We start from the raw sequence: 22,856 nt of genomic DNA on the forward strand, positions 1-22,856 counted from the left end.
AACCACGCCAAGGTTTACGCTTCCCGCCTCGTAGCGAAGGGGTGGGCGTGGAGGCCTAGAAGGGGTTTCATCAGCCTGACTAGGGACGACTTCGTGCTCGCCACGCAGCTGTTGGAGCCCTCGTACGTTTCGATGCACGCCGCGCTGCACCTGCGGGGCCCTTGGGATCGTCTACAGGAGGGTGAAGCCCAGCCTGTTCTTCGGGTACGAGAGGGTGGAGAGGGCTGGGAGCTACGTGTTCGTCGCCACGCCGGAGAAAGCCCTGCTAGACGCCGTGTACTTCGGCTACTCGTTGCCGGACTGCGGCTTCGCCAACCTCGAGGCCCTGAAGAGGCTCGCAAGGGTATACGCCAGCCAGCCTGGCCCGCGGGCCAGGAGGGTTGCCGCATAGGTGAGGCTCGCTGCTAGGAAGGGAGGATGTGCTTAGACTTGCTAGGGCTAGGGGTCTCAGAGCGTGGCAGAGGAGTTGCAGGAGGTTTCGATGAGTGGAGTTTTGCAGCTACAGCTTCCCGTGATTTCGGAGCGCCTTCACAACCGCTCTGAGGAGTTTCTCATCGTGGAAGGTCACCTCGGCCGCGAGCCTGCCGTCGACGTAGACCTGTAGCCTGTTGTCCTCGAGCTTGAAGGACGCTCTCTGGAAAAGCGATATGAGCTCGAGCATGTGCACGTGGCAGAGTTTGAGCGCAAGGTATAAGTGCGCTGCGCCCCGAGCCCTCCCTGAGCTTCAGCCAACGCTGTACTGCGCTGCGCGGCCTTATATCCCTGCGCCGAAAATGAACGCCGAAACTGAAAACGCACAAAACAAGGAAGTATCCATGCCTGCTCAGACCAGCTAAGCTGGAGGACTACCTGAGGCTGCTGGAGTACAGCTTTCTGAGGAGGAATCCGCACCCGGCAGGCGTCACCGTCTTTCTTAGTGAGAAGACTCTCTGGGTGCTCTCGATTGAGGGTTATAAGGGAGGAGAGCAGGCTGGCATGGGCGCTGGTGAAGTGCGCCCTTTACGGCCGCTGCGGTGATAAGGTAGCGGAGGAGCGCGGTGACCTGCTCGACGCGCTGGACGAGCTGCAAGCCTCTTTCCCGGGCAAGCCCGCTGAGTGATTCTACAGGACTACCTACCGCCTCCTAGCGAGGAAGGTCGAGAGGGTTGGCGCGGAGCATTGGCTCGTCAAGGGGCTAGCCGAGCTCGGCGACGCCTACCCGTGGTACAACGTGTAGGTAAGCGAGGCGAGGTACCGCTGTGACTGCTTCTTCAGGGCCTACGGCTACGTGAGGAAGACGAGGATATGCACGCACATAGCCACAGTGATGCTACACCGGAGGCAGCTCCGGCTCCGCAACGAATAAGCCTCAAGGCAGCCTTGCCGCACGCCCTCCCCGTTAGGTAGACGTATCGCGTGCCGCCAGCGACCGCCTCCCTGACGAGGCCCGCTGCATGCAACCTCTCAAGGGTCGAGGCGATGTACCTTGAGTTCCTCGTGGAGAAGGCCTTGCTGAGGGGCCTCGGCTGCGTTAGGCGCCAGAGCGTTTTAGCGAGACCCGTCAGCTCCAGCCACCTCGCAACGCTCCCCCACACCTCCCTGTCCGCCTCGACTATCACAGCTAAGCGCGTGAGAAGGTTTATAGGCCGTTCACACAGGCTGTGCCCGTCCAGGCCTCCGAGGCAAAAACATCGTAAAACTCGGTGGAAGACGTGGTAGGGGGCTTGGCGCGGGCCTGTATAGTGAACGTGAACGACAGGGGGAGGGTGATGCTGGAGCGGCTGGCTGCTGAGGGCAGGATCGCGGGATACTGGCAAGTGGAGGGCTTGGCGAGGTGGTGCTTCGAGTTCGCCGGCGAGCTGAGCATCGGGTTCGAGGACTACGCCTCGAGGAGGAACTCCTGGAGGGGGACCACTCTGACTAGCCTGGAGGTGGCGGCCTGCTCGGGGATCTCGAGCGCCACGACCGTCGCCTGCGCGCACCTCAGCTCTCTGCAGGCGCGCTCGGCTTTCTCGACGTGCCTTTTGTCGGCGTGCAGGGTGCACTGGTACACGTAGGTCGGTCCCCCGGGTTCACGCAGGACCAGGTCGACCTCCTCTCCCGTCCTAGCTGTGTAGTAGGAGATCCTCTCGGGGTCCCCGGCTCTCCTGAGGAGGTGGAGGTAGACTATGTTCTCCAGCCTCCTCCCCAGATCCATGGGCTGCTCGAACAGCGTGGCGAGCGAGTGGTCCACGAGGTAGATCTTCTTCGGCGAGACAGCTCTCTCCCGCTCCGAGAACGAGAACTTCTTGACGGTGAAGATCAGGAAGGCTTGCTGTATCGCGTGAACGTACTTTATGAGCGTCTTTGTGTCGAGCCTCAATCCCTCGGCCTTCAGGAGCCTCCTCAGCGAGCGCCACGTGACCCGGTTGGCGTACTGGGATAGCACGTAGTAGAAAACCTCCTTGAACTCCGGTACGTTCCTGACCCCCTGCCTCTCGACGATATCCCTGTAGAAGACGGTCTCGACTATCGAGACGAGCTTTTCCCGGCTCCTCGTGAGCCAGACCTCGGGGAAGCCGCCCCACCTAATGTACTCCTCCAGCAAGCCCCTGAGAGCACCCCTGCTCCTGAAGCCCTCCCCACTTAGCCCCCCGGCGATCTCCCTGAAGGAGAAGGGGAACACCACGGTGGAGACGTACCTTCCCCTCAGCCGGCTGGGTATCTCGGACGACTGGAGCGTGGATGAGGAGCCAGATACGTAGATGTAGAAGTCTCTCATGTCGTGCATCCACCTTAGGTTGAAGTCCCAGTTCCTCCACTCCTGGACCTCGTCGATGAACAGGTGGACCCTCCCTTCCCGGTACTCGGCCCTCACCAGCTCGGCGAACTTCCTGGCCTCGAGCCTCCTGAAGTAGGGCTCGTCCATGGACACGTAGACCACCCTCTCCCCTCGCTCGAGCAGCTCCTTGGCCCTCTGAAGCATGAGGACGGTCTTCCCGACTCTCCTTGCCCCCACAACGGCCACTATGTCCGGTGGCTCAGAGGGGAGCCTCACCTCGCGCTCCACTAGGCTCAGGTTGCGGAGTGACTGCACGTACTCCTGCGTCGTCTCGAGCAGAATGCCCATAGTCCCTGTGGACTTACAATCCACGGGTCTTTATAAGCCTTGTGGATTTTCAGTCTACAACAAAACCTATTTTTCAAAGGGCTTGGCGCTAGCCGAGGATCCTCAGGATCTCGCTCACAGTCCCGGTCAGGGCTCGTGAGAAGAGCTCCGCGAGGAGGTCCCTGTCCCCCTCCGAGCGCTGTAGCTGGTCGAAGCGCTGGACGCAGTCGAGGGGCTTCACGCCGATGGCTTCGAGCTCCGCGCAGTCCCCGCACATGTTGGCGACGACCCCGAGGCTGGGCACGCCCTCCTGCCTCAGGAACTCGAGCACGCGCTTCGTGGAGACCAGGCTGAGCCTGTCGCACGCCGAGACTACGAGGACCCTCGAGCCCCTCGCGAGCCTCAGCATCTCGAGCAGGGCGTCTGAGAGGCCTGGCGGCGAGTCGACCACGAGCACCCGGGAAGACCACCTGGTCACCGCCAGCACCTCGCGGAGAGCGTCGACGACCGAGCGCCCCCTTAGCGGGAGGGGCTTGTCCCTCGTGTAGAAGGCAACCCCCATGAGCTCGAGGTTCTCCTCCACCCTGACCGGCAGGACCCCCTTCTCCTCCTCGGGCATCACGGCCGCGGCGTCGACTCCGAGCATTATGTGGGTCGTAGGGTTCGTGAAGTCGAGGTCCAGCACGCCTGTCCTGACCCCCCTCCTGGCGAGCAGAACCGAGAGAGCGGAGGCGATCGTCGTCTTGCCCACGCCGCCCTTGGGGCTCGCGACCGGGACGACGAGCTTCACCCCCGAGAGCCTCTCGCGTATGAGCGGCACCCTGAAGTCGAGCTCCACCTACCTCACCCGGACCTGAACACCTCGGCCCTTAACGATCTCGAAGTCCCTGCTGCCGCACTTGGGGCAGGAGTAGTGGGAGTGCACGACCTCGGGGACAAAGTGTATCGCCTCCCGGAACTCCTCCCCCACGCTCCACTCGTCCAGCGTCCAGGTGCTTCCGCACACGTTGCACCTGAACAGTGCCTTCTCCCTGGTGATCGTGAAGCTCTCGACGCTGATCCCCTTCTCAGCCCTGAGGGAGCTCAAGAGCTCCTCCAGCGCTGTCCTGAACACCTCCTCGTCCACGGCCTGCAGCTCCCCGAGGACGACCTCGACGCTCTTCACGTCCCGCCCGCTCAGGACGAGCTCCTCGACGGTCCTGGTCACAGCCTCAGCCAAAGCCCACTCGTGCACAAGCGCTACTCGAGCCGGGGGATAAAAGCTTTGCCCGGGGCAAAGAATATGAGCATCCTTGACGTACGCAGGCTGTGAAGGCGGCTAGGCTCTACGGGCCGCGCGACCTGAGAGTCGAGGAGGTGGAGGACCCGAGGCCCCCTAAAGGCTGGGCCCTCGTCAAGACGAAAGCCGTGGGCATATGCGGCACCGACAAGGCCTTCTACTCCGGCACATACCCCCTTTTCAAGAGGCCCCTCACGCTCGGGCACGAGGTCGCAGGCGTCGTGGTTGAGGGCCCCGAGGAGCTCGCGGGGAGGCTCGTCGTCAGCGAGATCAACTTCCCATGCTGGGATTGCGAGCTCTGCAGGAGCGGGCTCTACACGCACTGCCCCCGCAAGAAAACACTGGGCATAGACTTCGACGGCGGGATGGCCGACTACTTCACAGCACCTCTCACAGCCCTGCACGACGCGTCAGGCCTAGCCCCAGAGGCCGCCACGCTCGCAGAGCCGCTAGCGGCCGTGCTGAACGCGCTGTCCCAGTTCCCGCCCAGGCCGGGGGACAGGGTGTTGATTCTGGGAAGCGGTAACCTCGCCTACCTGCTCGCCCAGGTGCTGGCCTCGCGCGGGCTCTGGGACACAGTTGTCGCAGTCAGGGAGGGAAGCCCGAAGGCGAGGCACTTCGAGGCGCTGGGGCTCGAGGTGGTCACGACCGCGGAGCTCGGGGAATACGCTAGGGAAGGGGCGGCTGGGGGCTTCGACGTGGTGTTCGAGGCCACTGGGAGCCCCGATGCGCTAGACCTAGCTATCGAGGCCGCTAAGCCGAGAGGGCTGATCCATCTGAAGTCAACCCCCGGAGGCGTGTTCCGAGCCGACCTAACGAAGGCCGTGGTGAAGGAGCTGAGGATCGTCGGCACGAGGTGCGGGACCTTCCACGAGTTCAGGCAGGCGATCGAGCTACTCAGGACGGGCAGGGTGAAGCCCCTAGTGACGGCGACCTTCAGCGGAGTCGACAGCGCCCCTAGGGCCATGGAGAAGTCGTTCGAGCGCGACCAGGTCAAGGTCGTTGTTAAGCTCTAGCTTCATGCAAAAATGCAAGAACTAAGAGTCGGGTAAGTTCGATGTATGTTACTGCGTAAAAAAAGGAGTTTTACAGCAATACATAAATACTCTTTTACGGTTTTATGTACGTGGGTCGCGTTAAGACAACTCTCGAGCTTCCAAAAGATGTATACATCGAACTAAAGAGGAGAGCATTAGAGGAGGGAAAAACCCTTAGGGAAGTAATCCTTGAAGCTATTTTAAGTTACCTTGCTTCTCCACGTACGAGAGGCTCCGCTTACATCGACATCCTTTTGAGACCTGTGGAGGGTGCTGGTCCTGAGGACTACTCAGAGTACGAGGGCGAGGACATTGACTAGGGTCATGATTGACACTGAGCTGTGGAGCCTTGCAAAGAAGAAACCCTCCGCGGAGAAGTTTAAGTCTCGAGGTGAATTCGAGAAGTTTTTAATGATGCATGAAAAAGCTAAACACTTCTTTAGAGAGGAGGTTCCGGATTTCAAAGTATACATGTCCTTGCACCAGTTAGCAGAGATATATCATGTCTTGGCATACCGAGGAATCAGAATACCACCCAACGAGGCTTTAGAGCTCGTCCATGCTCTGCTGGAGGATCCAAATGTTGTGAAAGTCCCAACCACCGCTGAGCATCTCCGTGAAGCTGTCGAGATGAGTACGAAGACTGGAATTCACCTGTGGGATTTTCTGTGTTTCCTACCTGTGAGACCATTTGTGGAGAAGGTTTACTCAGCTGATAAGCACTTTCTCACAATCGGGAAACTCTACGGAGTTGAAGTTATTAATCCTATTGCAGAGTGGACGGAAGGTTGAAAAGCTACCTGGACTATAAGCGTGCTTGTAAAAGGCCTGCGATGCACTACGATTGGAGGCCATAAGAAGGAGCTGTGATTAAACAATTTATATGCTGGGAGAGTGAGTCTCTCCGTGCTTGAAAGGCTATGCAATAGCCTGAGGGCTAAGTTGCTCGTCTACAGCTTCACGTCCAGCCTCGCAGGGAACATAGTCTCCCCCTTCCTCTCGGTGTTCATATTCGAGCTCGCCGGGAAGAGCTTCCTCGCCACGAGCATCGGGAGCCAGCTACCAGCGGCCATCTCAGCCTTGATGTCCCTCGTGTGGGCCAGGATCTCCGACTCCACTGGCAAGAGGAAGGCGTTCGTCGTGCTCTCCACAAGCACAGGCATAGCCGCCAGCATAGCTCTAAGCTACGCCACGAGCATCGAGCAGGTTGTAGCCGTGCAGTCGCTTGGGGCGATCACCGGGAGCGCAGGCGGCTCCGCCTTCTCAGCGCTCCTCGCGGAGAAGTTCCGGGACGGGAGGGGGGAGTTCCTGGGCAGGTACAATGCCGCGGGGGTCCTCGGCGGCTTCCTGGGCAGCCTCGCCTCTGGGCCGCTGTACTCCGCTATAGGCTTCAGGAACCTCCTGAGGCTCAACGCCGCCCTCAACTTGATCCCGCTCGCCCTCATCCTCACCGTGCCGGAGGAGAACAGCGCGTCGAGGCCCACGACCAGGGATATTCTCAGGATCCCCAGGGTGCCGAGGAGGTTCTGGAGGCTATACGCGGCCAGGCTTCTCATGACGCTCCCGGGGGCGATAGGCGGCGGCGTCCTAGGCATATACTTCCTGAAGTACCTGAAGGGCTCGCCCGAGCTGTGGTCCACGGTCGTTTCGCTCACAGTCCTCGCCGGGCTCTCCTCCATACCCTACGGCAGGCTGGCCGACAGGCTATCGACGAGGCAGATGTTCACCCTAGCGGGGCTGGGCTGGGCGGCGCTCTACGCGGGCTACTACGCCTCCACAGACCCCCTGGTCTTCGCGGCGTTCTTCATATTCCCGGTCTGGCCCCTTTTCTGGGTGGCGTACTCCAAGGCCCTCATGGACATCAGCGACGAGACGGAGAGGGCAACGTTCTACGCCTTCGAGGGCGTCCTCTCAACGGTCTACGGCTCAGCGATAGGGATGGCGTCGGGCTACCTAGCGGACATCACGAGCCCCAGGCTACTCTTCCTGGTCTCCAGCGTAGCCGCACTGTCCGCGGCCCTCAGCGTGCGCTACCTGCTCCCCGAAACCGGTCAGGACGCGCCTAGCTCATCTGCCCCCTTCACTGCTCAGAGGGCTCCTAGCGGGGCGTCATGAGTCGTGCCTTAGGAGAAGCTTCTCCGGGGCGAGCCTTTTGAGGATGTTCCTCGCGCTCTCCAGCCGCGGCTTTCGCGAAGCATATAGTGCATAGAATTCATCGGTGAATCCCTTCACCCCCCACTTTTCGCAGGCAAGGCCCCACGCTTCCTTGTGCGGGGTCTGTGCGATAACCCCGTCGAAGTCTCAGACAAAGGGGGACCGCGCCTTCAATGTTTAATACACAAATAAATGAACCGTGCTTAGGGTTCTCCGTTAAAAGCACGTTGCGTTCATCTAGGCGGTTGGAGCCAGGTGCCTTGAATAACCCTGTGTGCATAGCTTTTCAGCCTGCCTGGCTCCGGACGAGGGGGAGCCTTTTCCCTAAGGCTTAAACGCTCCCGATGATGTCATCTAAGTTGAACACTAGGACGCCTTCGGGAGCCTCGCTCTTGCTCAGTTCTCTCGCGATTATGCACTTCTGCACCTCCGCGTTCAAATTGAGGAGCCTCACCTTCTCTTCAAGCTCCCAAGCCAGCCGCCTCAGGTCTTTGGCCCCGAGTTTGCTCCATTTCACCTCGCAGGCCAGGAACCTCTCTTTAGCGCTGTCGTGTGCGAGGATGTCTATTTCCACCACTTTACCCTGGGGGGTGGTGAACCAGTGCCTTCCGGCTTTGGCGACGGGGAAAGCTGGGCTGGCCTTGTAGATGAACTTCCTCGCCACGCGCTCGAATACGGGTCCCATGTAGTTGTCGTAGTCTCTCGAGACGATCTCCAGAACCTCCTCGACGCGGTCGGACTCGATGAGGTCCCGGTTGGGCTGGACGTAGCGGAACCAGAAGTTGAAGTAGTTGTCCTTGATGAAGTAGAGCCTCTTCCTCGTCTTGGGGGCCGCGAGGACGGGGGTCTCGTAGCCGACGACATCAAGGAGCTCCAGCGTGTCGAGGTACTTGCTCACAGCGGTTTTGTCTAGCCCAGTGGCGGAGCTGATCTCGGTGACCCTCCTTCTTCCCTCGGCGAGCGCCTGCAGTATTAGCTTGTAGCTCCTGGGCTCGCGCAGCTCCTGCCTGAGCAGGTTCTCAGCCTCTTCGTACAGCACTGCCCCCCTCCTGAAGAAGAGCCTCTCCAGGTTCTCCATGAACCCCACGGAGGGATCCAGCACCTTAAGGTAGGCTGGCACACCCCCCACCGCACCGTAGACTTTCACCGCTTCCTCCGGGCTGAAGCCAGGCGCGAATGAGAGGATGTGCCGTACTCCCAGCTCCTGCACCTTCCACTGCCCCGTCCTCCTGCCGTAAAGGGGGCTCCTATAGGAGAGCACCTCGGTCTCCATCATCCCCACGCTAGAGCCGCAGAGAACGAGCACCACATCGGATCTCCGTGAGAGGTACTCGTCCCACACCCTCTGAAAGAGCGAAAGGACTCCGGGGTCGAGCTCCACGAGGTAAGGGAACTCGTCAATTATCACTACCACCCTCTCGTCCCTAGGCTTCCACTCGAGGAAGTCCGCGAAGAGCTCCTCGAAGTCCGCGAAGCTTATCCTGGCGAAGCTCTCTCGGCCAAGGTACTCGGCCATACGCCTGGCCAGCTTGGCGATGTTAGCGGGAATGGAGGTTCTCTCTGCGAGGTAGTAGACGTGCTTCCTCCCCTTAACGGACCTCAGCAGGAGCTCTGTTTTCCCGATGCGCCTCCTGCCGTAGATCACGAGAAGCTGGGCCCCCGGGGACGTATACTTCTCCTCCAGGAACCTCAGCTCCTCCTCCCTATCCACGAAGAGTTGAATCACAAGTATAATACTTTAAATTCAGCTATAAGTTGATTTCTACATCAACAAATCTGCTAAAAATCCCCCAGCTCCCTCTCGTAGACTCTGGCCAGCTCCTCGCTCCACCCCTCCTCGTCGGTGAAGGTCCCCTCGAAGAACCTCATGACCGGTGGCTCGTATGTCCACACGAGCCCCTTAACAACGTCGCGGTGCTCGTAAAGCCAGGAAACCCTGTCCACGATGTACTCGAGGTGGCCCCGCAGGTAGGTCTTCCTGGGTACCCCGAACCTGACGAGGTCCAGCTTCACGGGAACTTCTTGGCGCGTCTCAGGGTCCCTGTCCATCGAGACCTGCCCTCTCTCCATCGTCCTGACCCCGCTGACAAGGTACACCGCCGCGGACAGAGCCCCCGCGGGGTAGCCGCCGGAGCCCGGGGACGGCGGGGTAAGCGGCACATGGGGGAGGAAGCGCCTAGCGTCGACGTGCAGCCCTAGACCGCCTGGCGGCTTCACGACGGGAACCCCCAGCCTGTCGAGCTCCCTGACCAGGTACTCGACCTGCTTGATCTCGTAGAGCGGGAGGTTGTCGTCCAGCGCCATGCGGACGCCGTCGATCAGCATCGCCACCTCCTTCAGCGACATGCCCCCGTACGTAGAGTGGCCCTCGAACACCGGCTGCCACACCCTCATCTTCTCGTAGAGCTCGCTGTTCCCCGTTGTGATGAAGCCGCCGCGGACGTAGAAGCCCTTCCTCGCGCTCGCGTAGGCCACGTCCGTCATCTCCAGAAGCCTCCAGGCGACCTCGCGCGCGTGCATGCCCCCGCACTTAGGGTCACGGAGCCTCATGAGAGCGACCTGCCAGTCCAGCATGCTCACGTCGGACACCAGGGGTATGCCGTACCGGTCGCACACCTCCCGCACCTCCTCGAAGTTATCCATCGAGAAGGGCTGCCCTCCGAGCAGGTTGCCGCAGAACTCCATCCTCACAGCCGCGATCCTCTCGGGCCCGAGCTCCCGTACCGCGTTTTCGAGCGAGGCAACGTCCATGTTCGCCTTGAAGGGGTACTCGCTTTCAACGTTGAAGGCCTCCGGGTGCGGGAACTCGAGAACCCTTCCGCCGTAGACCGCCTCCACTATCGCGCGGGTGGTCGTGAAGTGCACGTTCGTCAGCACGTAGGGCTTCCTGCCGTCCTCCGTCAGGACCTTGAAGACTATGTTCTCGGCCGCGCGGCCCTGGTGGGTGAGGATCAGGTGCTTGTGGGGGAAGAGCTCCTCCATTGTCTCCCTGAGCCTGTAGAAAGCCCTGTTGCCCGCGTAAGAGTCCTCGAGCCCGATGCCCATCAGGTCCGAGAGCTGCCTGGTGCTCGCGGCGCTCACACCGCTGTCTGTCAGGAAGTCTAGGAAAACGTCGTCGAGCGGTATGCGGAAGGTGTTCCATCCCTCTCTCCTCAGCACCTTGAGCCTCTCGCGCACCGGCAGGAGCCTGAGCTTCTCGAAAACCCTCACCCGGAAGTCCTCGACGTACAGCTCTCCTCCCCTGCTAGACTTCAGGATCACCGACACCACCCCTCAAGCCCAGTATCTCCACGACGAGACGCCCTGCGGGCGTGAGCCTTATAGGGCGCCTCGGGGCGTACACCACCAGTCCCAAGTCGCGGAGCGCCCACACGTGCCCTTTTAGCGTCGAAACAGGGAGGCCGTGCTTCGCCGAAACCTCTGCCAGAAGCCGTGTCACGTTCACTAGAGGGTGCTCGGAGATCTCCCTGAGCAGGAGAACCTGCTTCTCGTTCAGCGAGCGCCTCAGAAGCTGCCTCAGAGCGTTGAGCTCGCTAACCCCCAAGGTTCTCAATATTGGCGGGGCATCGCCCTCACGCCCTCTGCGAAGCAGATCCAAGCATATATTCCTTTTGGACGGAAAATCCCGCCCAATGTGGGCAAGCCAATATTTCTAGCGGTCGAGGATTTTAAGCCTGAAGCCTGATGAACTCCTAGCCCTCCGCGAGGTGGGAAGGCCCAGACGGGCTCCGTGAGGCTCGTTGCCATGAAAATATGAGAAAATTGAAATGAGAGCCTGTTGACTAGACTAAGCCTTGAAAGTTAAAGAAGAAAAAATAATGTTATTTTGGAGAGCCGCTACTTTGCCTCGTGTGTTCTGGTGAACAGGATGTAGGCTAGTACGAGGGGGATTACGAAGAGCGAGATTAGCACGGCGAAGTCTATCCAGTGCTGGGCGAAGAGGGCCCCGACGTCGAGCGGGTTGGACTGCCGCCCCCTCACGGCCTGGAATATCGCGCTGGTGAGCGAGCTGTAGCGGCTGTTCGGCGAGATAAGCTGAACAGTGCTGGAGATCTGGTTGTACTGCCTGAGGTACGCCTGGAACTGCGGGTTCTGCCTGATAGCGGTTGCGTTAGCGCCTTGAGGAATCGCAGGCGGCGGGCCCAGAACTGCGGAAGCCACGAAGGCGGCGATCATGGGGAGTATGAAGGCGAAGAAGAACCACACCCCGACGCTTGCGACCAGCGAGTAGCCTGACCTGTTAGTAAGAACGGAGATCAGCAACGCGAAAGCGTAGTACGCGAGGGCGAGGAGGAACGCCGCTACCCCCAGCATCGCGAACCTGAGGTAGTCGTCGGCCGTCAGGTTCGCCCTCTGGAGCACGGCTGTGACGGGGATGCCTATAGCGGTGGATGTGAGCACTGCCACAGCCAGCAGAATGACCCCCGCGAGCACCTTACCGTTTATCAGCGTGTCCCTGAATATAGGCCTCGCAAGCACCATCCTGATGGTGCCCTTTTCACGCTCACCCGCTATTGCGCCGAAGCCCAGCGCGATGCCCAGTATCGGGGCCATCAAACCCAGGCTCTGCGCGACCGCGTTCCCCACGCCGAAGAAGAACCTCTCTCCAGCGGGGCCCCCGGCGAACCTGATAGCGAACTCTCTCTGGTAAGAGGTGACGATGTACAGCACTAGCACGAGGCCCACGAGCGCCCAGTACCTGAGGCTCGTCAAGTTCTCCTTAATCTCCTTCCGAGCTATAACCCAAACCTTGTTCACTCCCAACCACCCCCTTCGAAAAACCTGTAGAGCTCCTCCCATGTCGGCGTGAGAGGAGTTATCGACTCGAGCTTGAAGCCCCTGGCCAGCTGGAGGATCTCCTCTTTCACATCCTTCGAGGCTGAGACGACGACCTTGTTGTTTGAGAGAGTGACCTCGGTGACTCCCGGGAGGCTTTTAACAGCCCTGAAGAAGTCTTCAGGCCTGTCGGACACCGTGACCTCCCACCTGTACCCCTTCTCCTTGCTGTAGATCTCCGACAGCTGCTCGATGCTCCCCTGCGCAGTGACCTTGCCAAGCTTTATCAGCGCCGCGTGGGTGCAGAGGTAGCCTATCTCGCGGAGCAGGTGCGTCGATATTATTATCGTCTTACCCTGCTTGAGCAATTCTCCTACAAGCTCGCGGAACATCTGGACGCCCTGAGGGTCAAGGCCGAGCGTCGGCTCGTCGAGGATCAGGAGCTCTGGGTCCTTGAGCAGCGCCTGAGCTAAAGCGAGCCTCTGCATCATGCCCCTGGAGAAGCCTCCGACCTTCCGGTTAGCTGCCTCCTTTAGGCCCACAAGCTCGAGCACGCTCATTATCCGCTCCTTAAGCTGGCTCTCAGGTATGCCGTCCAAGAGGCCCAGGTACTCGAGGTTCTCGTAGGCCGTCATCCTCTCGTAGAAACCGTAGTTCTCGGGCATCAGCCCCACGCGTTTCCTGATCTCAACGGACTCCCTTATCGCGTCGAAGCCGAGCACCCTGGCTGAGCCGCTGTCAGGTAGCTGCAGTCCCACGAGGATCGAGATGAGAGTCGACTTGCCGCTCCCGTTGGGGCCGAAGAGGCCGAACAAAACCCCCCGCGGCACCCTCACGCTAACGCCGTCCAGCGCCTTCACGACGCCGCTCCTATCCCTGTACGTCTTCACCAAATTCTCAGTCTCCACAACCCATTCCACACCAATCACCTCCTACCGAACCTCCTATACGCTAAAATCAGGGCAACCACCAGCACTAGCACTAAGGCACCGATGAGGTAGGCCGGCGTCCCAGAGGGCTTCACGTAGACGTGCAGATCCCTCTGCATCGCGTCGACCTGGTCTCCGGTGACCGCGAAGGTGACGTAGTAGTCGCCAGTGTTGATCGTGGAGTCGGTCGAGATCGAGAGGATGAACGTCGCCGTGTCACCCGGCTTAAGCTGAGCGACGCTCGTGGGGGTGACAGAGACTGTGAAGCCGCTAGGGGCGTTCAGCACCTTTAGAGCTACATTCGTCACAGTGCTCATGCCCGAGTTCTGGACCTGCACCTGGAAGGAGGCGTCTGCCCCTGGAACAGTCTCGAGGTAGAAGCTCTGGGTCACGAACGCCAGCTTGTACTGCCCTAGGACACCGAGGCTGAGGTTAACACTGTCTGAGGACTGGGCGGTGGACGCCACAAGCGTGAACTGCACGTTGGTCGGCTCGGCGACAACCGGAGCGCCGACGACCAGCGCGAGTTGGATGCTGGAGCCCGCCTTGATGTACACCTGGCTCACCGTGTTGCCCTGCGAGTCCTGCATGCTCCAGGAGTAGCCGGACGGCAAGCCCTCCACGGTGAAGTTGACGAGCGCGTCGCTGTCCCCGAGGTTGTAGAGGGTTATCGGGAACTTGCCTGACTTGCCGGCGTAGGTGTCGACGTGCGGGCTCTGCGCCTCGATCCTCAGCTTAGGAGCACCCGCAGACACCGCTATCGTGAGGGGTAGCGCGTACTCGAAGTAGGGGCTCTTACCGGTTAAGCGAACGGTCACCGCGTAGCTCCCAGCAGTTGCGCTCTTCGGGACTTCCAGCGTCAGCGTGAGGGAGGCCGAGGAGCCTTGGGTGAGCGTCAAGGCTTGGATCTCGACGCCCTGGCTGCTGAGCACCTTCCCGCTCCACCCCTGCGGCAGGTCGACGCTGATCTCTGCTGTGAAGTCTGTGGAGAGCTTGTTCAACACCTGGAGCGGTATCGAGACGACGGAGCCGGGGCTTACCTTTATCGAGGACGCCTGGGTGGTGACGAGGCCGAGGTCAACAGGGTAGATCGTGACGGTTAGGGTTCGGGTGATGTTGTAGTAGGGAGTCTGGAAGGTTAGGGTAGCGTTGCACACGGCCCCCGAGGTGTAGTAGGATGTCACAGCCAGGTTCAGCGTTACCGTCTGGGACGGGTCAAGCATGAGGGACTGCACCTCCGACGACCCGCTCGTTAGCTTGAGGTCCAGCGGGCAGCTGAGGGCTTTGAGTATCGCAACGCTGACGGGCTGCGAGCCCTGGTTCGAGACTTGGACCTGGTAGCTGGCCGTGGACAGCACCGGCAGCTTGATGGACTGGACGGGTACTGAGACGACAACCGCTCTGCTCATGGTGATGGTCCCGAGGTACACGTAGCCCGGGGTTGTCGAGCTTGTCGAAATGGTGAAGGTCTGTGACTTATCGACGTAGCCGGGCTTCGAGAGCTTGAGAGTGTAGGTTCCAGGCATCAAAGCTATGCTGAAGAAGCCCGAGCTGGAGGTTGTTGTAGTCCCTTCAACCCCGCCGTTGGAGTTGTAGACTGTGACCGCGACTCCGGGTAGCGGATTTCCCTCGCTGTCGTAGACGTAGCCTGACACGCCCGCGCTAACCTCTGGCCGCGAGGCCGATCCCTGCGGATTGTAGGGGGCTGAGAGGTACAGTGAAAGCGTCGAGACGAGTGCGATGACCAGGAGCGCTGTGAGCAGTTTTGCTTTCATAGGTGGTCAGCAGTGGCAGGTTGCGCTGTTTTAAAAGCATCATGTACAAGTCGTACATTTTTCAGATCTCTATGCCGAAGGCCTCGACCACCTTGACCACGCGCTTCAGCTCGTCCAGGAAGTCATGGCCTTTCCTCGTCAGCCGGTACCTCACCTCCCTCCCGATAACCCTCTTCTCGGCGAGCCCCTTTTCCAGGAGCCTGTCCAAGTACCTTGAAAGCCTGTCGCTTGATATGTTCACCTCGACTATCAGCTGGGAGACGTTGGCCTCACCAAGCCTGTTCAGCGTCTCCATTATGTCGAGAAGTATCTTGAGCCTCGTTCTCCTCTCCTTCATCTGGACGAGGCCACCCCTGCTATGAAGGCGAGGAACACGAGAAGCCCCGCGACGAACAGGATGCGCGAGAGTATGAACAGCCCCTCCACATCCCAGAGAACCGCAGCCAACCCAGCCACGTTCGACGCCAGGATCAGAGCGAAGGCGAGAAGGGTCCTGAGGATGCTCCTATTCCCGCTCCTCGCATAAGCCGACAGGTTTCTGACAACGATGAATGAGAGGATCACCGCGTTCAGGCCGTACGTGAGCGAGAAGACGTGCTCCGGCCTCGGGGGAGGCGGGGCGACCGGCACGGGGCCAGCAGCCCTGTTGTTGCCTGGCCTGCGCCCCTCGAGGAGGTACCCGAGAGCGATCAGGCTCCAGGACACCGTCTCCAGGACCTGCCCTAGAGAGCCCACGAGGTGCCTGAGGAAGAAGCGCAGGAAGAAGGGGCTCGGCAGTAGGAGCGTGAGCAGCATGAGCACAGCCCGCGCCAGCTCGCTCAGCGCTAGCAGCGTGAAGCCCGCGAGGAAGAAGAGGAAGAGCCTTGACTCCGTGATCCTGTAAGCCTTGTAGATGTAGTAGCTCGTCAAGATGAGGGCTGTTATCCCAGCCCCGTCCAGCAGGGCTATCGCTAGAGGGAGGGGGTGAGGCAAGCGGAGCCACCTAACTGACTTCAGCGCGACCCGGGTATAAGCGTCTACCGCTCCCCGCTTCAGGCAAGGGGACGCGCCTCACCCTGAGGAAGTAGTACGCCGCGAGGGCCACCAGGAGACCCACGCCCAGGGCGTCGAGCAGGGGTGCGTAGCTTTCAACGAGCCACCAGTTCTCCCCGAGGTAGTAGCCCGCCGCGACGAGGAGAAGGTTCCAGGGTATGCTCCCGAGGAACGTCAGGACGGTGAAGTCGCGCACGCTCATCCTCGCCACACCCGCCGGGAAGCTTATGACCGTGCGGACCGCGGGGAGCATTCTGCCGACGAAGACCGCGAGCCTCCCACTCCTCTGGAAGAACCTCTCCGCGGCGAGCAGGTGGTGCTCGCTTACGAGAAGGTACCTGCCGTACCTGAGGAGGAAGCCCCTACCGGCGCTGAGGCCAAGGTAGTAGGCAAGCAGCGAGCCCACAAGGTTGCCGAGGCTCCCCGCCGCCACGGACTCGAGGAGGCCGAACCGCCCCCTGTAGACGAGGAAGCCAGCGAAAACCATCACGACCTCGCTCGGAATAGGGACCAGCGCGCTCTCGAGAACCATGAGGAGGAAGACACCTGGAAGGCCGAGCTCCGACAGCACTTTCACCGCGAGCTCGCTGACGGCTACAGTAATCGACACGACTCCCACAGAAGGTAGGCAGTAATAACGGTTTCGGCTAAGTTTAGCCACATTTTAAGGCAACCCTGAAAAAACACCGCTGACTTATTAGCCTCCAGAGTTCAGCGACGCATGTCCCTACTGAAGACCTCATATAGCCGTAAGCATGAAGTGGGCGACCCGTGTATGCTTATGGCTATATGAGGCGGGCAAGGAAACAACCACGCAGCGAAGTAATGCTCCACAAGAGGTAGCTGAGGCTTGGGGCTTAGCTTACAAAGACAAAATTTTTATTAGTATTCGAGACGCCATTTCTTAGAGCGTTCTTGAGCCTCGAGCGTAGCTACGGGGAGTTGGTGGAGCTCACGGCTAGAAGAGTTGAAGAGCTATTCGAGAAAGGCGTAAGTGTAGTCATCTTGGCAGGGCCTGGCTCCTCCCACCTGGAGGTCGCCAAGAGGGTTCCGGGGTCGAAGATCATTAGCTACAAGCTCACGGGTCTTGAGTGGCTACAGGGGGAGGGCCGTGTCGAGCTCCTCGAGTTCGAAGGCGGTGAGCCTTTCGCGGGCGGCAAGACTCTCGCTGAGTACGTCGAGGAGGCTGGCCCCGCGAGGGTGATCGTGGTCCCCGAGAGCACCATAGAGGCAATCAGAGCCTACAGCCTGCTACGCGAGAGGCTCGGGGAGAATAAGGTCGCCTTGGTCTTCACGCCCGGGGTCCACAAGGAGGGGCTCGGATTCAAGCCGCCCAGGGAGGCGGAGGTAGACTACACCCCCGTATTTAAGGCCCTTAAGGTGGAGCCTGAGGGCGGTGGCAGGGGCGTCTCGTTAAAGCTCCTCCAGCACCGCGAAAAAGAGGATTGGGAGGAGCTGAGGAGGGGGGCTGAGGCTTTGAGGGGGCTGAGCCCCGGTCGCCTAGGCCTGGGCGGCGCGCTGGTAAATGCTGGCAGGAGGGCGCTTTCCTCGCTGAGCGAGCCGCTGGCCGAGGAGTTCTACGCCGCGGCTGGCGGCGCGGCGGTTGCCTCCGCGCTCGCAGCGCTGGCATCGCCGCCGGGCTTCCCCGTGGTCGTGGCCCAGGCGGTTGGCTTCGTCTTCCCCCCAAGCCTCCTCCTTGAGATCGCCAGGGAGCTGATCGGCGCAGGCGGTGGCAGGCCGGAGAGGGAGCACGTTAAGCGCTTAGCGGAGCTCATCCAGGCCGCCATCGTCGCGGCGGAGTTCGTGGAGAGGGAGGAGCTTGAGGGGGTGGCGGATGAGGTTGCCAGCCAGTGGGGCCTGAGCCTCGATGAGTTCAAAAACTTCGTCGAGAACCTCCGCAAGCTGGCCACGCAGGAGGTGGTCACCGAGGAGGAGCTCGAGAAGCTCAGGGAGGAGGTCGGGGGCGACCTCGAGGCACTCGAGCAGAGGCTTAGAGGGCTCTTCAAACAGAGGATCGACCAGCTTAGGGAGGAGCTCGAGGAAAGGCTGGGACAGCTCGAGGAGAGGGTCGAGGAGCTCGAGAGGAAGGTCGGCGGGATCGAGGGGGAGCTCGGGCAGCTCCAAGCACTAGCTGGGGTGTACAAGAAGCCTAGGGACTTGGGCTTCGACCTCGAGCGGGGCACCTTTAAGGTCGGGAACAACGAGTACAGGCTCGTCACCTCCGGCCGCTTCATGGAGCACGCGGGCAAGCTGCTAGAGGCCCTGGAGTGCGGGGAGCTCGTGGTGGTCACGGGGCCGAGGGGCGTTGGCAAGTCCGTGCTGGCCAGGTACGCGCTCGCAAAGCTCCTCGAGACTGGCCACTGGAGAGTGTACGAGGTGGAGACGCTCGACGAGAGGAGCGCGGCTGAGGTGACTGAAAGCCTGCACGAAGCCACGAAGAGCTCGCCCTGGAGGCTGGCCGTGCTCTACGACCCCTCAGCGCCGCTCTACTACGAGCCGGGCTACGAGCTCTCACTGTCACCTGGCGTGGGCCTCACGGTCTGGATGCTGGCGAGACTCCACAGAGGACAGGGTGGCAGGATCTCGGTGGTGGTTGTGCTCCCTGACGACCTCTACGAGCGGGTCAAGGACAGGCTCGAGAGAGCCTACGTGCTCGAGGTCAACCTCAAGCAGGAGAACTTCCTGGCAGGCATCGTGCGCGACTACAGCAGAGGGGCTTGCGGCGAAGAGGTATACGAGAGCATCGCCAGGGAGGTCGTTGCAAGATATGAGGGCGGCTACACGCTCGGGGCTAGGTACGCTGGTGAGTGGCTTCGTGAGGCAGGGAGATGCGACGAGAAAGCTGTTCGGGACGCGCTCGAGGCGGGGGCTGGGAGCGCCGAGGCGTTTATCATCAACTTCATCTACAGGTATGTGCTCAGGGGAAACCTCGACCTCTTTCAGAAGATCGCTATTCCTTTCGTTGCCCGCGCAGAGCTGGGCCCACTTCCTCCGAAGTGGCTGGAGCGCTTTCCTGTTCTGAAAAGAGGGGCTGACGGGAGCTACGTGGTCAAGTGCTTAGAGGACCCGCTCGAGTATTTGTCGGATGAGGAGAAGAGGTTCATCAGAGAGTGGCTCTCCCAGCCAAAGGAGAACACAGTCGAGGGCGTGATCTGGGGTATAGCTAGTGGCGGGCTCTCCGAGAGGCTCCAAAAACTGGCGGAGGAGGGGCTAGCCAGCAGGGAGATTTTAGAAGTAGTAAGGGAAATGGAGGAGAGAGTAAAGGAGGTTAAAGATGCAATGAGGCGTGCGAGCTTCGAGGGCAGGTGCAGTGGGGAAGATCCCCTCAAAGTGCTCTTCAAGGCACTCACTAGCGATCCGGAGTTCAGAGAGCTCGCGAAGGAAAACAGCTACCACTTCGTAGCCCTAGTGGGCCTCGCCCACACGCCCCTCCCGGCGGAGCCCTTCCTGAGAGAGGTTGGCCTCCCCGAGGGGCTCAAGGAGTGGCTCACCGTCAGGGACGAGGTGCCACGATCGGTCAGAGAGTTCCTTGTCGAGACTACTCCCGCCTTCAGGGACACTATTAACCCCTGCCAAGTCTTAAAGAGCATATACCAACGAGCTGTAAAGGAAAGAAGGTACTCTGATCTCAATCTCGTAGTTTCTCTCGGCGCGCTAACTGTTTCAAGAGGGGAGCTTGAGGGGTGCCCTGACGAGGCGGTCATCATGACAAGGTTTTCGATTAACGCGATACCGCTGCTGGTGGTGAGCCCTGTTTTGACTCGCGTAGAGGAGGCTCTCGTTAAGTTTGTGGGGGAACTCGTATGGAAGGGTCGGCCGCTCGAGGCAGTAGCCGTAGCGCATAGCGCGACAAAACGGGAACCTGTGCTGGCTTCGGGGCTCTTACGGATCATAGAGCAAGGAGCTGGGAGATTAGACAAGCTCGACGTGCTTGTGCGCACACTTTACGAGGAGGCAGACTATCTCGCACGGAGGGCACGGGGCGGGGGGTTTAAGGAGTGGGTTGAGAGGGTTGAAGCCTTCCTAATGGGACTAGAAGAAGACGCTGTCGGCCTTCACGCGAGGGCCCTGCTGGGAGCTAGGCTGGCGGATGCCCTCAGTATAGTAGGCTCCGCCTGGGAAGCGCTAAAGTGGGCTCGGGAGGCGCGCAGAGCCCTCGAGCGACTGGAGTGGCTCAGCAATACAGAGCTCGCGGATGGTTTGAAGCCGCTACTGAAGATTGTCTACCCCTTTATGGTGCCGGAGGAGGCCGCTGAGTTGTTGCTGGAGGAGTTGAAGCTTGCTGTGCTTTTCAGGGTGGCTCTCGTCGAGCTGGGCGTCGACGCTGAGAAGGCGCTGAGGCTCGCGGATGAGGCCTGCAGGGCCGCCGAGAAGCTGGGGCCCTCAAAGCTTGCGCTTTCACGCTCGCTCCGCGCCAGGGCGATGCTTCTGGCCGGCCGAAAGAGGGAGGACGTCATCCGGGAGCTCAGGGAGAACTGGGAGCTTGCGCTGAGTAGGAGCTTCATCAATCTCGACGAAGAAGTTAGCGAAGCAATCACCGCGGAGTACGCTGCATCGTTCCTCTTGGAGGGTAAACCCGAAGAAGCGCTCGAACAGTACTGGAAACATGACTTCCTCATCAGAAATTCTAGAGCCCGCGCAATGCTTTTAGCCCTCATTCTGGCCTGCGACGCAGAGAAAGCGAGAGACAAGGTGATAGAGGTGTTCATGGAGAATAGGCGCTTAGCCCTTACGTACAGCGCGCCAGACCTTCTTGCATTTGCGCTCCGTGTTCTATATGGAGAAGCTAGTGAGGAAGGGGTTTGGGATAACCTGATGTCTTGGGAGCATGAAATCTTCGCGGACATCTTGGGGGTAGTTAGGAAAAGCAATGTGAACATGCTGCTACTGCGGCTTAAGGAGGTTCTCGACATTGGCGAACTTGAGCCCTACTTAAAAGGACTTTCAGCACTGGAAGCTCTCGAAGCGATTGTCGCTACGGTAACCGCACCAACAACATTCGTTGAGATAGTATACCAAACCTACTTGAAGAATAATGCCGCTCTAGCTAGGAGGCTCACAGGGCTCGTGCAAGAGGAACTTGAAAGAAGGGGCTTCGCCTTAATGGCGAGATTATGGGGCGAGCTCGCTCAGTCGCTTGAGAGCGGTTTTAATGAGGAGTTCAGGAAAGCGCTAATCGGGCTGTTTTACCTCTACGTGTAGGGCTTTGCAACCTAGCTGACCCTCTTGAACACATGAGGTGCACAATCCATGGCTTCTATGCGAGGAGCTAGCGAAAGAGCACTAGGGGGTCTCAGCGCTATGGAAGCACTGTACTTTTAATTACCTATTGTAAGAGTACACATACACAGAGCTTTCTGCTGGTGTCACCTAAATCCGCCAGAATTTTTACGACAGACTTAATCCGCTTAGCTCACTCAGTCTAACTAACAGACTCGGAGCCCAAATTCATGTTTAAAAACAATGCTTAGCTTGAAAGTTCCTTGAGTTGTTGGACAAAGTTCACCGCTCTTTCGAGTGCATGCCACAGATCTTTAGGCGTCTTTACTTCTTGGCGTTGCAACATGTACAGGATATTTACTCCCCAAGCCGAAGAAATAAGGAAGATAATCGAGAAAAATTGGAGGATGTTCAAGTGAAGGTATGGAATCTCAACTGCTTGTAACTGAATCAGGGACAGTAACAGGCTGGGAAATACCATCGCCAATAAAGATGAAAACATAGCGAAACTTCCTAGTGCAGTGAGAGTTACACCAAGGAAGAACGCACGCTTTTCAAGCTTGCTTAATTCTCTCAAGTCGTACTCTGTAACATAGGTTACAATGTACCTGCTCATTCTGGTATAAGCAGCTATCAAGAGACCGAGTGTGGCTAGGTCAGTGTCCAGTCTCTCCTCTCCGAGAGGAATATAACGCATATCCCTTTGGGCACGGAGAATCCTACCGTACGCCGACTCCTTCCACTCGATTAGCCCATTGGCTGTGATATGCTTAATAAGGCAAACGTTAAGAGCTCTTAACTCTTGGTCGATTGATGACCGGAGCTTCTCTTCAACTTCCGCCAGGTTCTCCACCGCGAGGTATAGCCACAGAACTTTGTCTAGTGGTAGCTTCTCCAAAACCTCCTCTCCCTTTCCAGACCCCCGAGTATGTAACCGGATGAAGCCTTCAAGCATACTCAAGCTGTCTCTAACGTGTCCCTGATACTCCTCAAGGTTGGCGAGCTCGCGTAAAACCTCCGTTAACCAGTAAAGTGCAAAGGTGTCAGCGAACAGGTCAGGTCTCTGAGACTTTGCGATGGAGTTTATGTAAGACTCTAGCACGTCTTTTAAACCTTCAAGAGCGCGACCGCGCCTGTTCAAGTAGAGGGCAACTAGCACTAAAAGCGATAGTGCCGAGTGCTCGTAGGGTGTGTATCTGCCCATAATACTCTGGAGGTTTCTCCACTCATCGCTAAATCTACGACCAAGCTTTGAGGCTAAGTCGTCTGCATCCCCCCTCCAGAGCCCCAGCACGGTGACTGCGCACTGCAACACTTCCAGAGTACTAAGCCTGTGAATATCGCTGAGCGCCCCCACCTCTTCACCCAGCTTGAGCATTAGCTCGCTCTTGAGCCTTTTCAGCGACGCGTCCGCGTGCCCCCTCAAACCGAGCTTAACGTGAGCATCGTAGGTCAGCCAGAGCACGACCGAGGACAGGCCGATGTCGGGAGCGCTGCCCGACTGCCTCGAAGACCACAGCCCCTCTTCCCTCAAGCTGTCCAGCGTGGCTAGCATGTCTTTAAGCTCCAGGTATAGGGGAACCGGTG

At 59.4% G+C, this 22,856-nt stretch carries 23 protein-coding genes; 7 read left to right on the top strand and 16 right to left on the bottom strand.

Annotated features, from left to right (window positions below):
- Positions 1-181: 181 nt before the first annotated feature.
- Positions 182-391 carry a hypothetical protein gene (locus tag MOV14_RS00740; RefSeq protein ID WP_318537317.1) on the top strand — a complete coding sequence of 70 codons (210 nt, stop codon included), beginning with the start codon at positions 182-184 and terminating at the stop codon, positions 389-391.
- A gap of 108 nt (positions 392-499) precedes the next feature.
- Here MOV14_RS00740 and MOV14_RS00745 read toward each other — a convergent pair whose 3' ends face one another.
- Positions 500-661, bottom strand: coding sequence for a hypothetical protein (locus MOV14_RS00745; RefSeq protein ID WP_318537318.1), 162 nt, complete (start codon positions 659-661; stop codon positions 500-502).
- 282 nt (positions 662-943) lie between these two features.
- Between MOV14_RS00745 and MOV14_RS00750 the strand changes: the two genes are divergently transcribed.
- Positions 944-1,099 carry a hypothetical protein gene (locus MOV14_RS00750; protein WP_318537319.1) on the top strand — a complete coding sequence of 52 codons (156 nt, stop codon included), beginning with the start codon at positions 944-946 and terminating at the stop codon, positions 1,097-1,099.
- Between the two features lie 151 nt (positions 1,100-1,250).
- Here MOV14_RS00750 and MOV14_RS00755 read toward each other — a convergent pair whose 3' ends face one another.
- The 5 genes from MOV14_RS00755 to hypA all read right to left on the bottom strand — a co-directional run bounded on the left by MOV14_RS00755 (position 1,251) and on the right by hypA (position 4,301).
- Positions 1,251-1,598, bottom strand: coding sequence for a hypothetical protein (locus MOV14_RS00755; RefSeq protein ID WP_318537320.1), 348 nt, complete (start codon positions 1,596-1,598; stop codon positions 1,251-1,253).
- A gap of 20 nt (positions 1,599-1,618) precedes the next feature.
- Positions 1,619-1,846: a hypothetical protein gene (locus MOV14_RS00760; protein ID WP_318537321.1), complete on the bottom strand. Its 228-nt coding sequence runs from the start codon at positions 1,844-1,846 to the stop codon at positions 1,619-1,621.
- Between the two features lie 12 nt (positions 1,847-1,858).
- On the bottom strand, positions 1,859-3,088 hold the full coding sequence (locus tag MOV14_RS00765) for an ATP-binding protein (RefSeq protein WP_318537322.1): 1,230 nt from the start codon (positions 3,086-3,088) through the stop codon (positions 1,859-1,861).
- 88 nt (positions 3,089-3,176) lie between these two features.
- Complete coding sequence (locus MOV14_RS00770) at positions 3,177-3,905, bottom strand: P-loop NTPase (RefSeq protein WP_318537323.1); 729 nt, start codon at positions 3,903-3,905, stop codon at positions 3,177-3,179.
- Positions 3,906-4,301: a hydrogenase nickel incorporation protein HypA gene (gene hypA, locus MOV14_RS00775; protein ID WP_318537324.1), complete on the bottom strand. Its 396-nt coding sequence runs from the start codon at positions 4,299-4,301 to the stop codon at positions 3,906-3,908.
- A gap of 74 nt (positions 4,302-4,375) precedes the next feature.
- Between hypA and MOV14_RS00780 the strand changes: the two genes are divergently transcribed.
- The 4 genes from MOV14_RS00780 to MOV14_RS00795 all read left to right on the top strand — a co-directional run bounded on the left by MOV14_RS00780 (position 4,376) and on the right by MOV14_RS00795 (position 7,498).
- A complete protein-coding gene (locus tag MOV14_RS00780) occupies positions 4,376-5,362 on the top strand; it encodes an MDR/zinc-dependent alcohol dehydrogenase-like family protein (protein WP_318537325.1) in 987 nt (328 codons plus the stop codon).
- Positions 5,363-5,466: 104 nt separating this feature from the next.
- Positions 5,467-5,703, top strand: coding sequence for a hypothetical protein (locus MOV14_RS00785; RefSeq protein WP_318537326.1), 237 nt, complete (start codon positions 5,467-5,469; stop codon positions 5,701-5,703).
- A complete protein-coding gene (locus MOV14_RS00790; RefSeq protein WP_318537327.1) occupies positions 5,696-6,175 on the top strand; it encodes a PIN domain-containing protein in 480 nt (159 codons plus the stop codon). The genes MOV14_RS00785 and MOV14_RS00790 overlap by 8 nt, the downstream gene beginning before the upstream one ends.
- 114 nt (positions 6,176-6,289) lie before the next feature.
- The gene (locus MOV14_RS00795) at positions 6,290-7,498 is read left to right on the top strand and encodes an MFS transporter (protein ID WP_318537328.1); all 1,209 of its coding nucleotides are present in this window, start codon (positions 6,290-6,292) and stop codon (positions 7,496-7,498) included.
- A 370-nt stretch (positions 7,499-7,868) separates the two neighbouring features.
- On the opposite strand, the gene MOV14_RS00800 is transcribed toward MOV14_RS00795, so the two are convergent.
- The 9 genes from MOV14_RS00800 to MOV14_RS00840 all read right to left on the bottom strand — a co-directional run bounded on the left by MOV14_RS00800 (position 7,869) and on the right by MOV14_RS00840 (position 16,659).
- On the bottom strand, positions 7,869-9,263 hold the full coding sequence (locus tag MOV14_RS00800; protein WP_318537329.1) for an ATP-binding protein: 1,395 nt from the start codon (positions 9,261-9,263) through the stop codon (positions 7,869-7,871).
- A 53-nt stretch (positions 9,264-9,316) separates the two neighbouring features.
- The gene (locus MOV14_RS00805; protein WP_318537330.1) at positions 9,317-10,798 is read right to left on the bottom strand and encodes a tryptophanase; all 1,482 of its coding nucleotides are present in this window, start codon (positions 10,796-10,798) and stop codon (positions 9,317-9,319) included.
- Positions 10,782-11,135, bottom strand: coding sequence for a hypothetical protein (locus tag MOV14_RS00810; RefSeq protein ID WP_318537331.1), 354 nt, complete (start codon positions 11,133-11,135; stop codon positions 10,782-10,784). Before MOV14_RS00810 ends, MOV14_RS00805 begins: the two co-directional genes overlap by 17 nt.
- Before the next feature lie 239 nt (positions 11,136-11,374).
- The gene (locus MOV14_RS00815; protein ID WP_318537332.1) at positions 11,375-12,295 is read right to left on the bottom strand and encodes an ABC transporter permease; all 921 of its coding nucleotides are present in this window, start codon (positions 12,293-12,295) and stop codon (positions 11,375-11,377) included.
- Positions 12,292-13,233, bottom strand: coding sequence for an ABC transporter ATP-binding protein (locus tag MOV14_RS00820; protein ID WP_318537333.1), 942 nt, complete (start codon positions 13,231-13,233; stop codon positions 12,292-12,294). Before MOV14_RS00820 ends, MOV14_RS00815 begins: the two co-directional genes overlap by 4 nt.
- 5 nt (positions 13,234-13,238) lie before the next feature.
- A complete protein-coding gene (locus tag MOV14_RS00825) occupies positions 13,239-15,017 on the bottom strand; it encodes an NEW3 domain-containing protein (RefSeq protein WP_318537334.1) in 1,779 nt (592 codons plus the stop codon).
- Between the two features lie 61 nt (positions 15,018-15,078).
- Positions 15,079-15,354: a winged helix-turn-helix domain-containing protein gene (locus MOV14_RS00830; protein WP_318537335.1), complete on the bottom strand. Its 276-nt coding sequence runs from the start codon at positions 15,352-15,354 to the stop codon at positions 15,079-15,081.
- The gene (locus tag MOV14_RS00835; protein WP_318537336.1) at positions 15,351-15,989 is read right to left on the bottom strand and encodes a hypothetical protein; all 639 of its coding nucleotides are present in this window, start codon (positions 15,987-15,989) and stop codon (positions 15,351-15,353) included. The genes MOV14_RS00830 and MOV14_RS00835 overlap by 4 nt, the downstream gene beginning before the upstream one ends.
- A gap of 10 nt (positions 15,990-15,999) precedes the next feature.
- The gene (locus MOV14_RS00840) at positions 16,000-16,659 is read right to left on the bottom strand and encodes a DedA family protein (protein WP_318537337.1); all 660 of its coding nucleotides are present in this window, start codon (positions 16,657-16,659) and stop codon (positions 16,000-16,002) included.
- 305 nt (positions 16,660-16,964) lie between these two features.
- Here MOV14_RS00840 and MOV14_RS00845 point away from each other — a divergent pair, with 305 nt between their 5' ends.
- A complete protein-coding gene (locus MOV14_RS00845; RefSeq protein ID WP_318537338.1) occupies positions 16,965-21,251 on the top strand; it encodes a hypothetical protein in 4,287 nt (1,428 codons plus the stop codon).
- 265 nt (positions 21,252-21,516) lie between these two features.
- On the opposite strand, the gene MOV14_RS00850 is transcribed toward MOV14_RS00845, so the two are convergent.
- Positions 21,517-22,803: a hypothetical protein gene (locus MOV14_RS00850; RefSeq protein ID WP_318537339.1), complete on the bottom strand. Its 1,287-nt coding sequence runs from the start codon at positions 22,801-22,803 to the stop codon at positions 21,517-21,519.
- Positions 22,804-22,856: the final 53 nt, after the last annotated feature.

This window comes from Infirmifilum sp. NZ (assembly GCF_022693705.1).
In the GTDB taxonomy this organism is placed as follows: domain Archaea; phylum Thermoproteota; class Thermoprotei; order Thermofilales; family Thermofilaceae; genus Thermofilum.

Coding starts and splice junctions, on each gene's coding strand:
- MOV14_RS00830 (WP_318537335.1), bottom strand. CDS start 15,354: ATGAAGGAGAGGAGAACGAGGCTCAAGATACTTCTCGACATAATGGAG.
- MOV14_RS00745 (WP_318537318.1), bottom strand. CDS start 661: ATGCTCGAGCTCATATCGCTTTTCCAGAGAGCGTCCTTCAAGCTCGAG.
- MOV14_RS00760 (WP_318537321.1), bottom strand. CDS start 1,846: ATGCTCAGCTCGCCGGCGAACTCGAAGCACCACCTCGCCAAGCCCTCC.
- MOV14_RS00825 (WP_318537334.1), bottom strand. CDS start 15,017: ATGAAAGCAAAACTGCTCACAGCGCTCCTGGTCATCGCACTCGTCTCG.
- MOV14_RS00765 (WP_318537322.1), bottom strand. CDS start 3,088: ATGGGCATTCTGCTCGAGACGACGCAGGAGTACGTGCAGTCACTCCGC.
- MOV14_RS00785 (WP_318537326.1), top strand. CDS start 5,467: ATGTACGTGGGTCGCGTTAAGACAACTCTCGAGCTTCCAAAAGATGTA.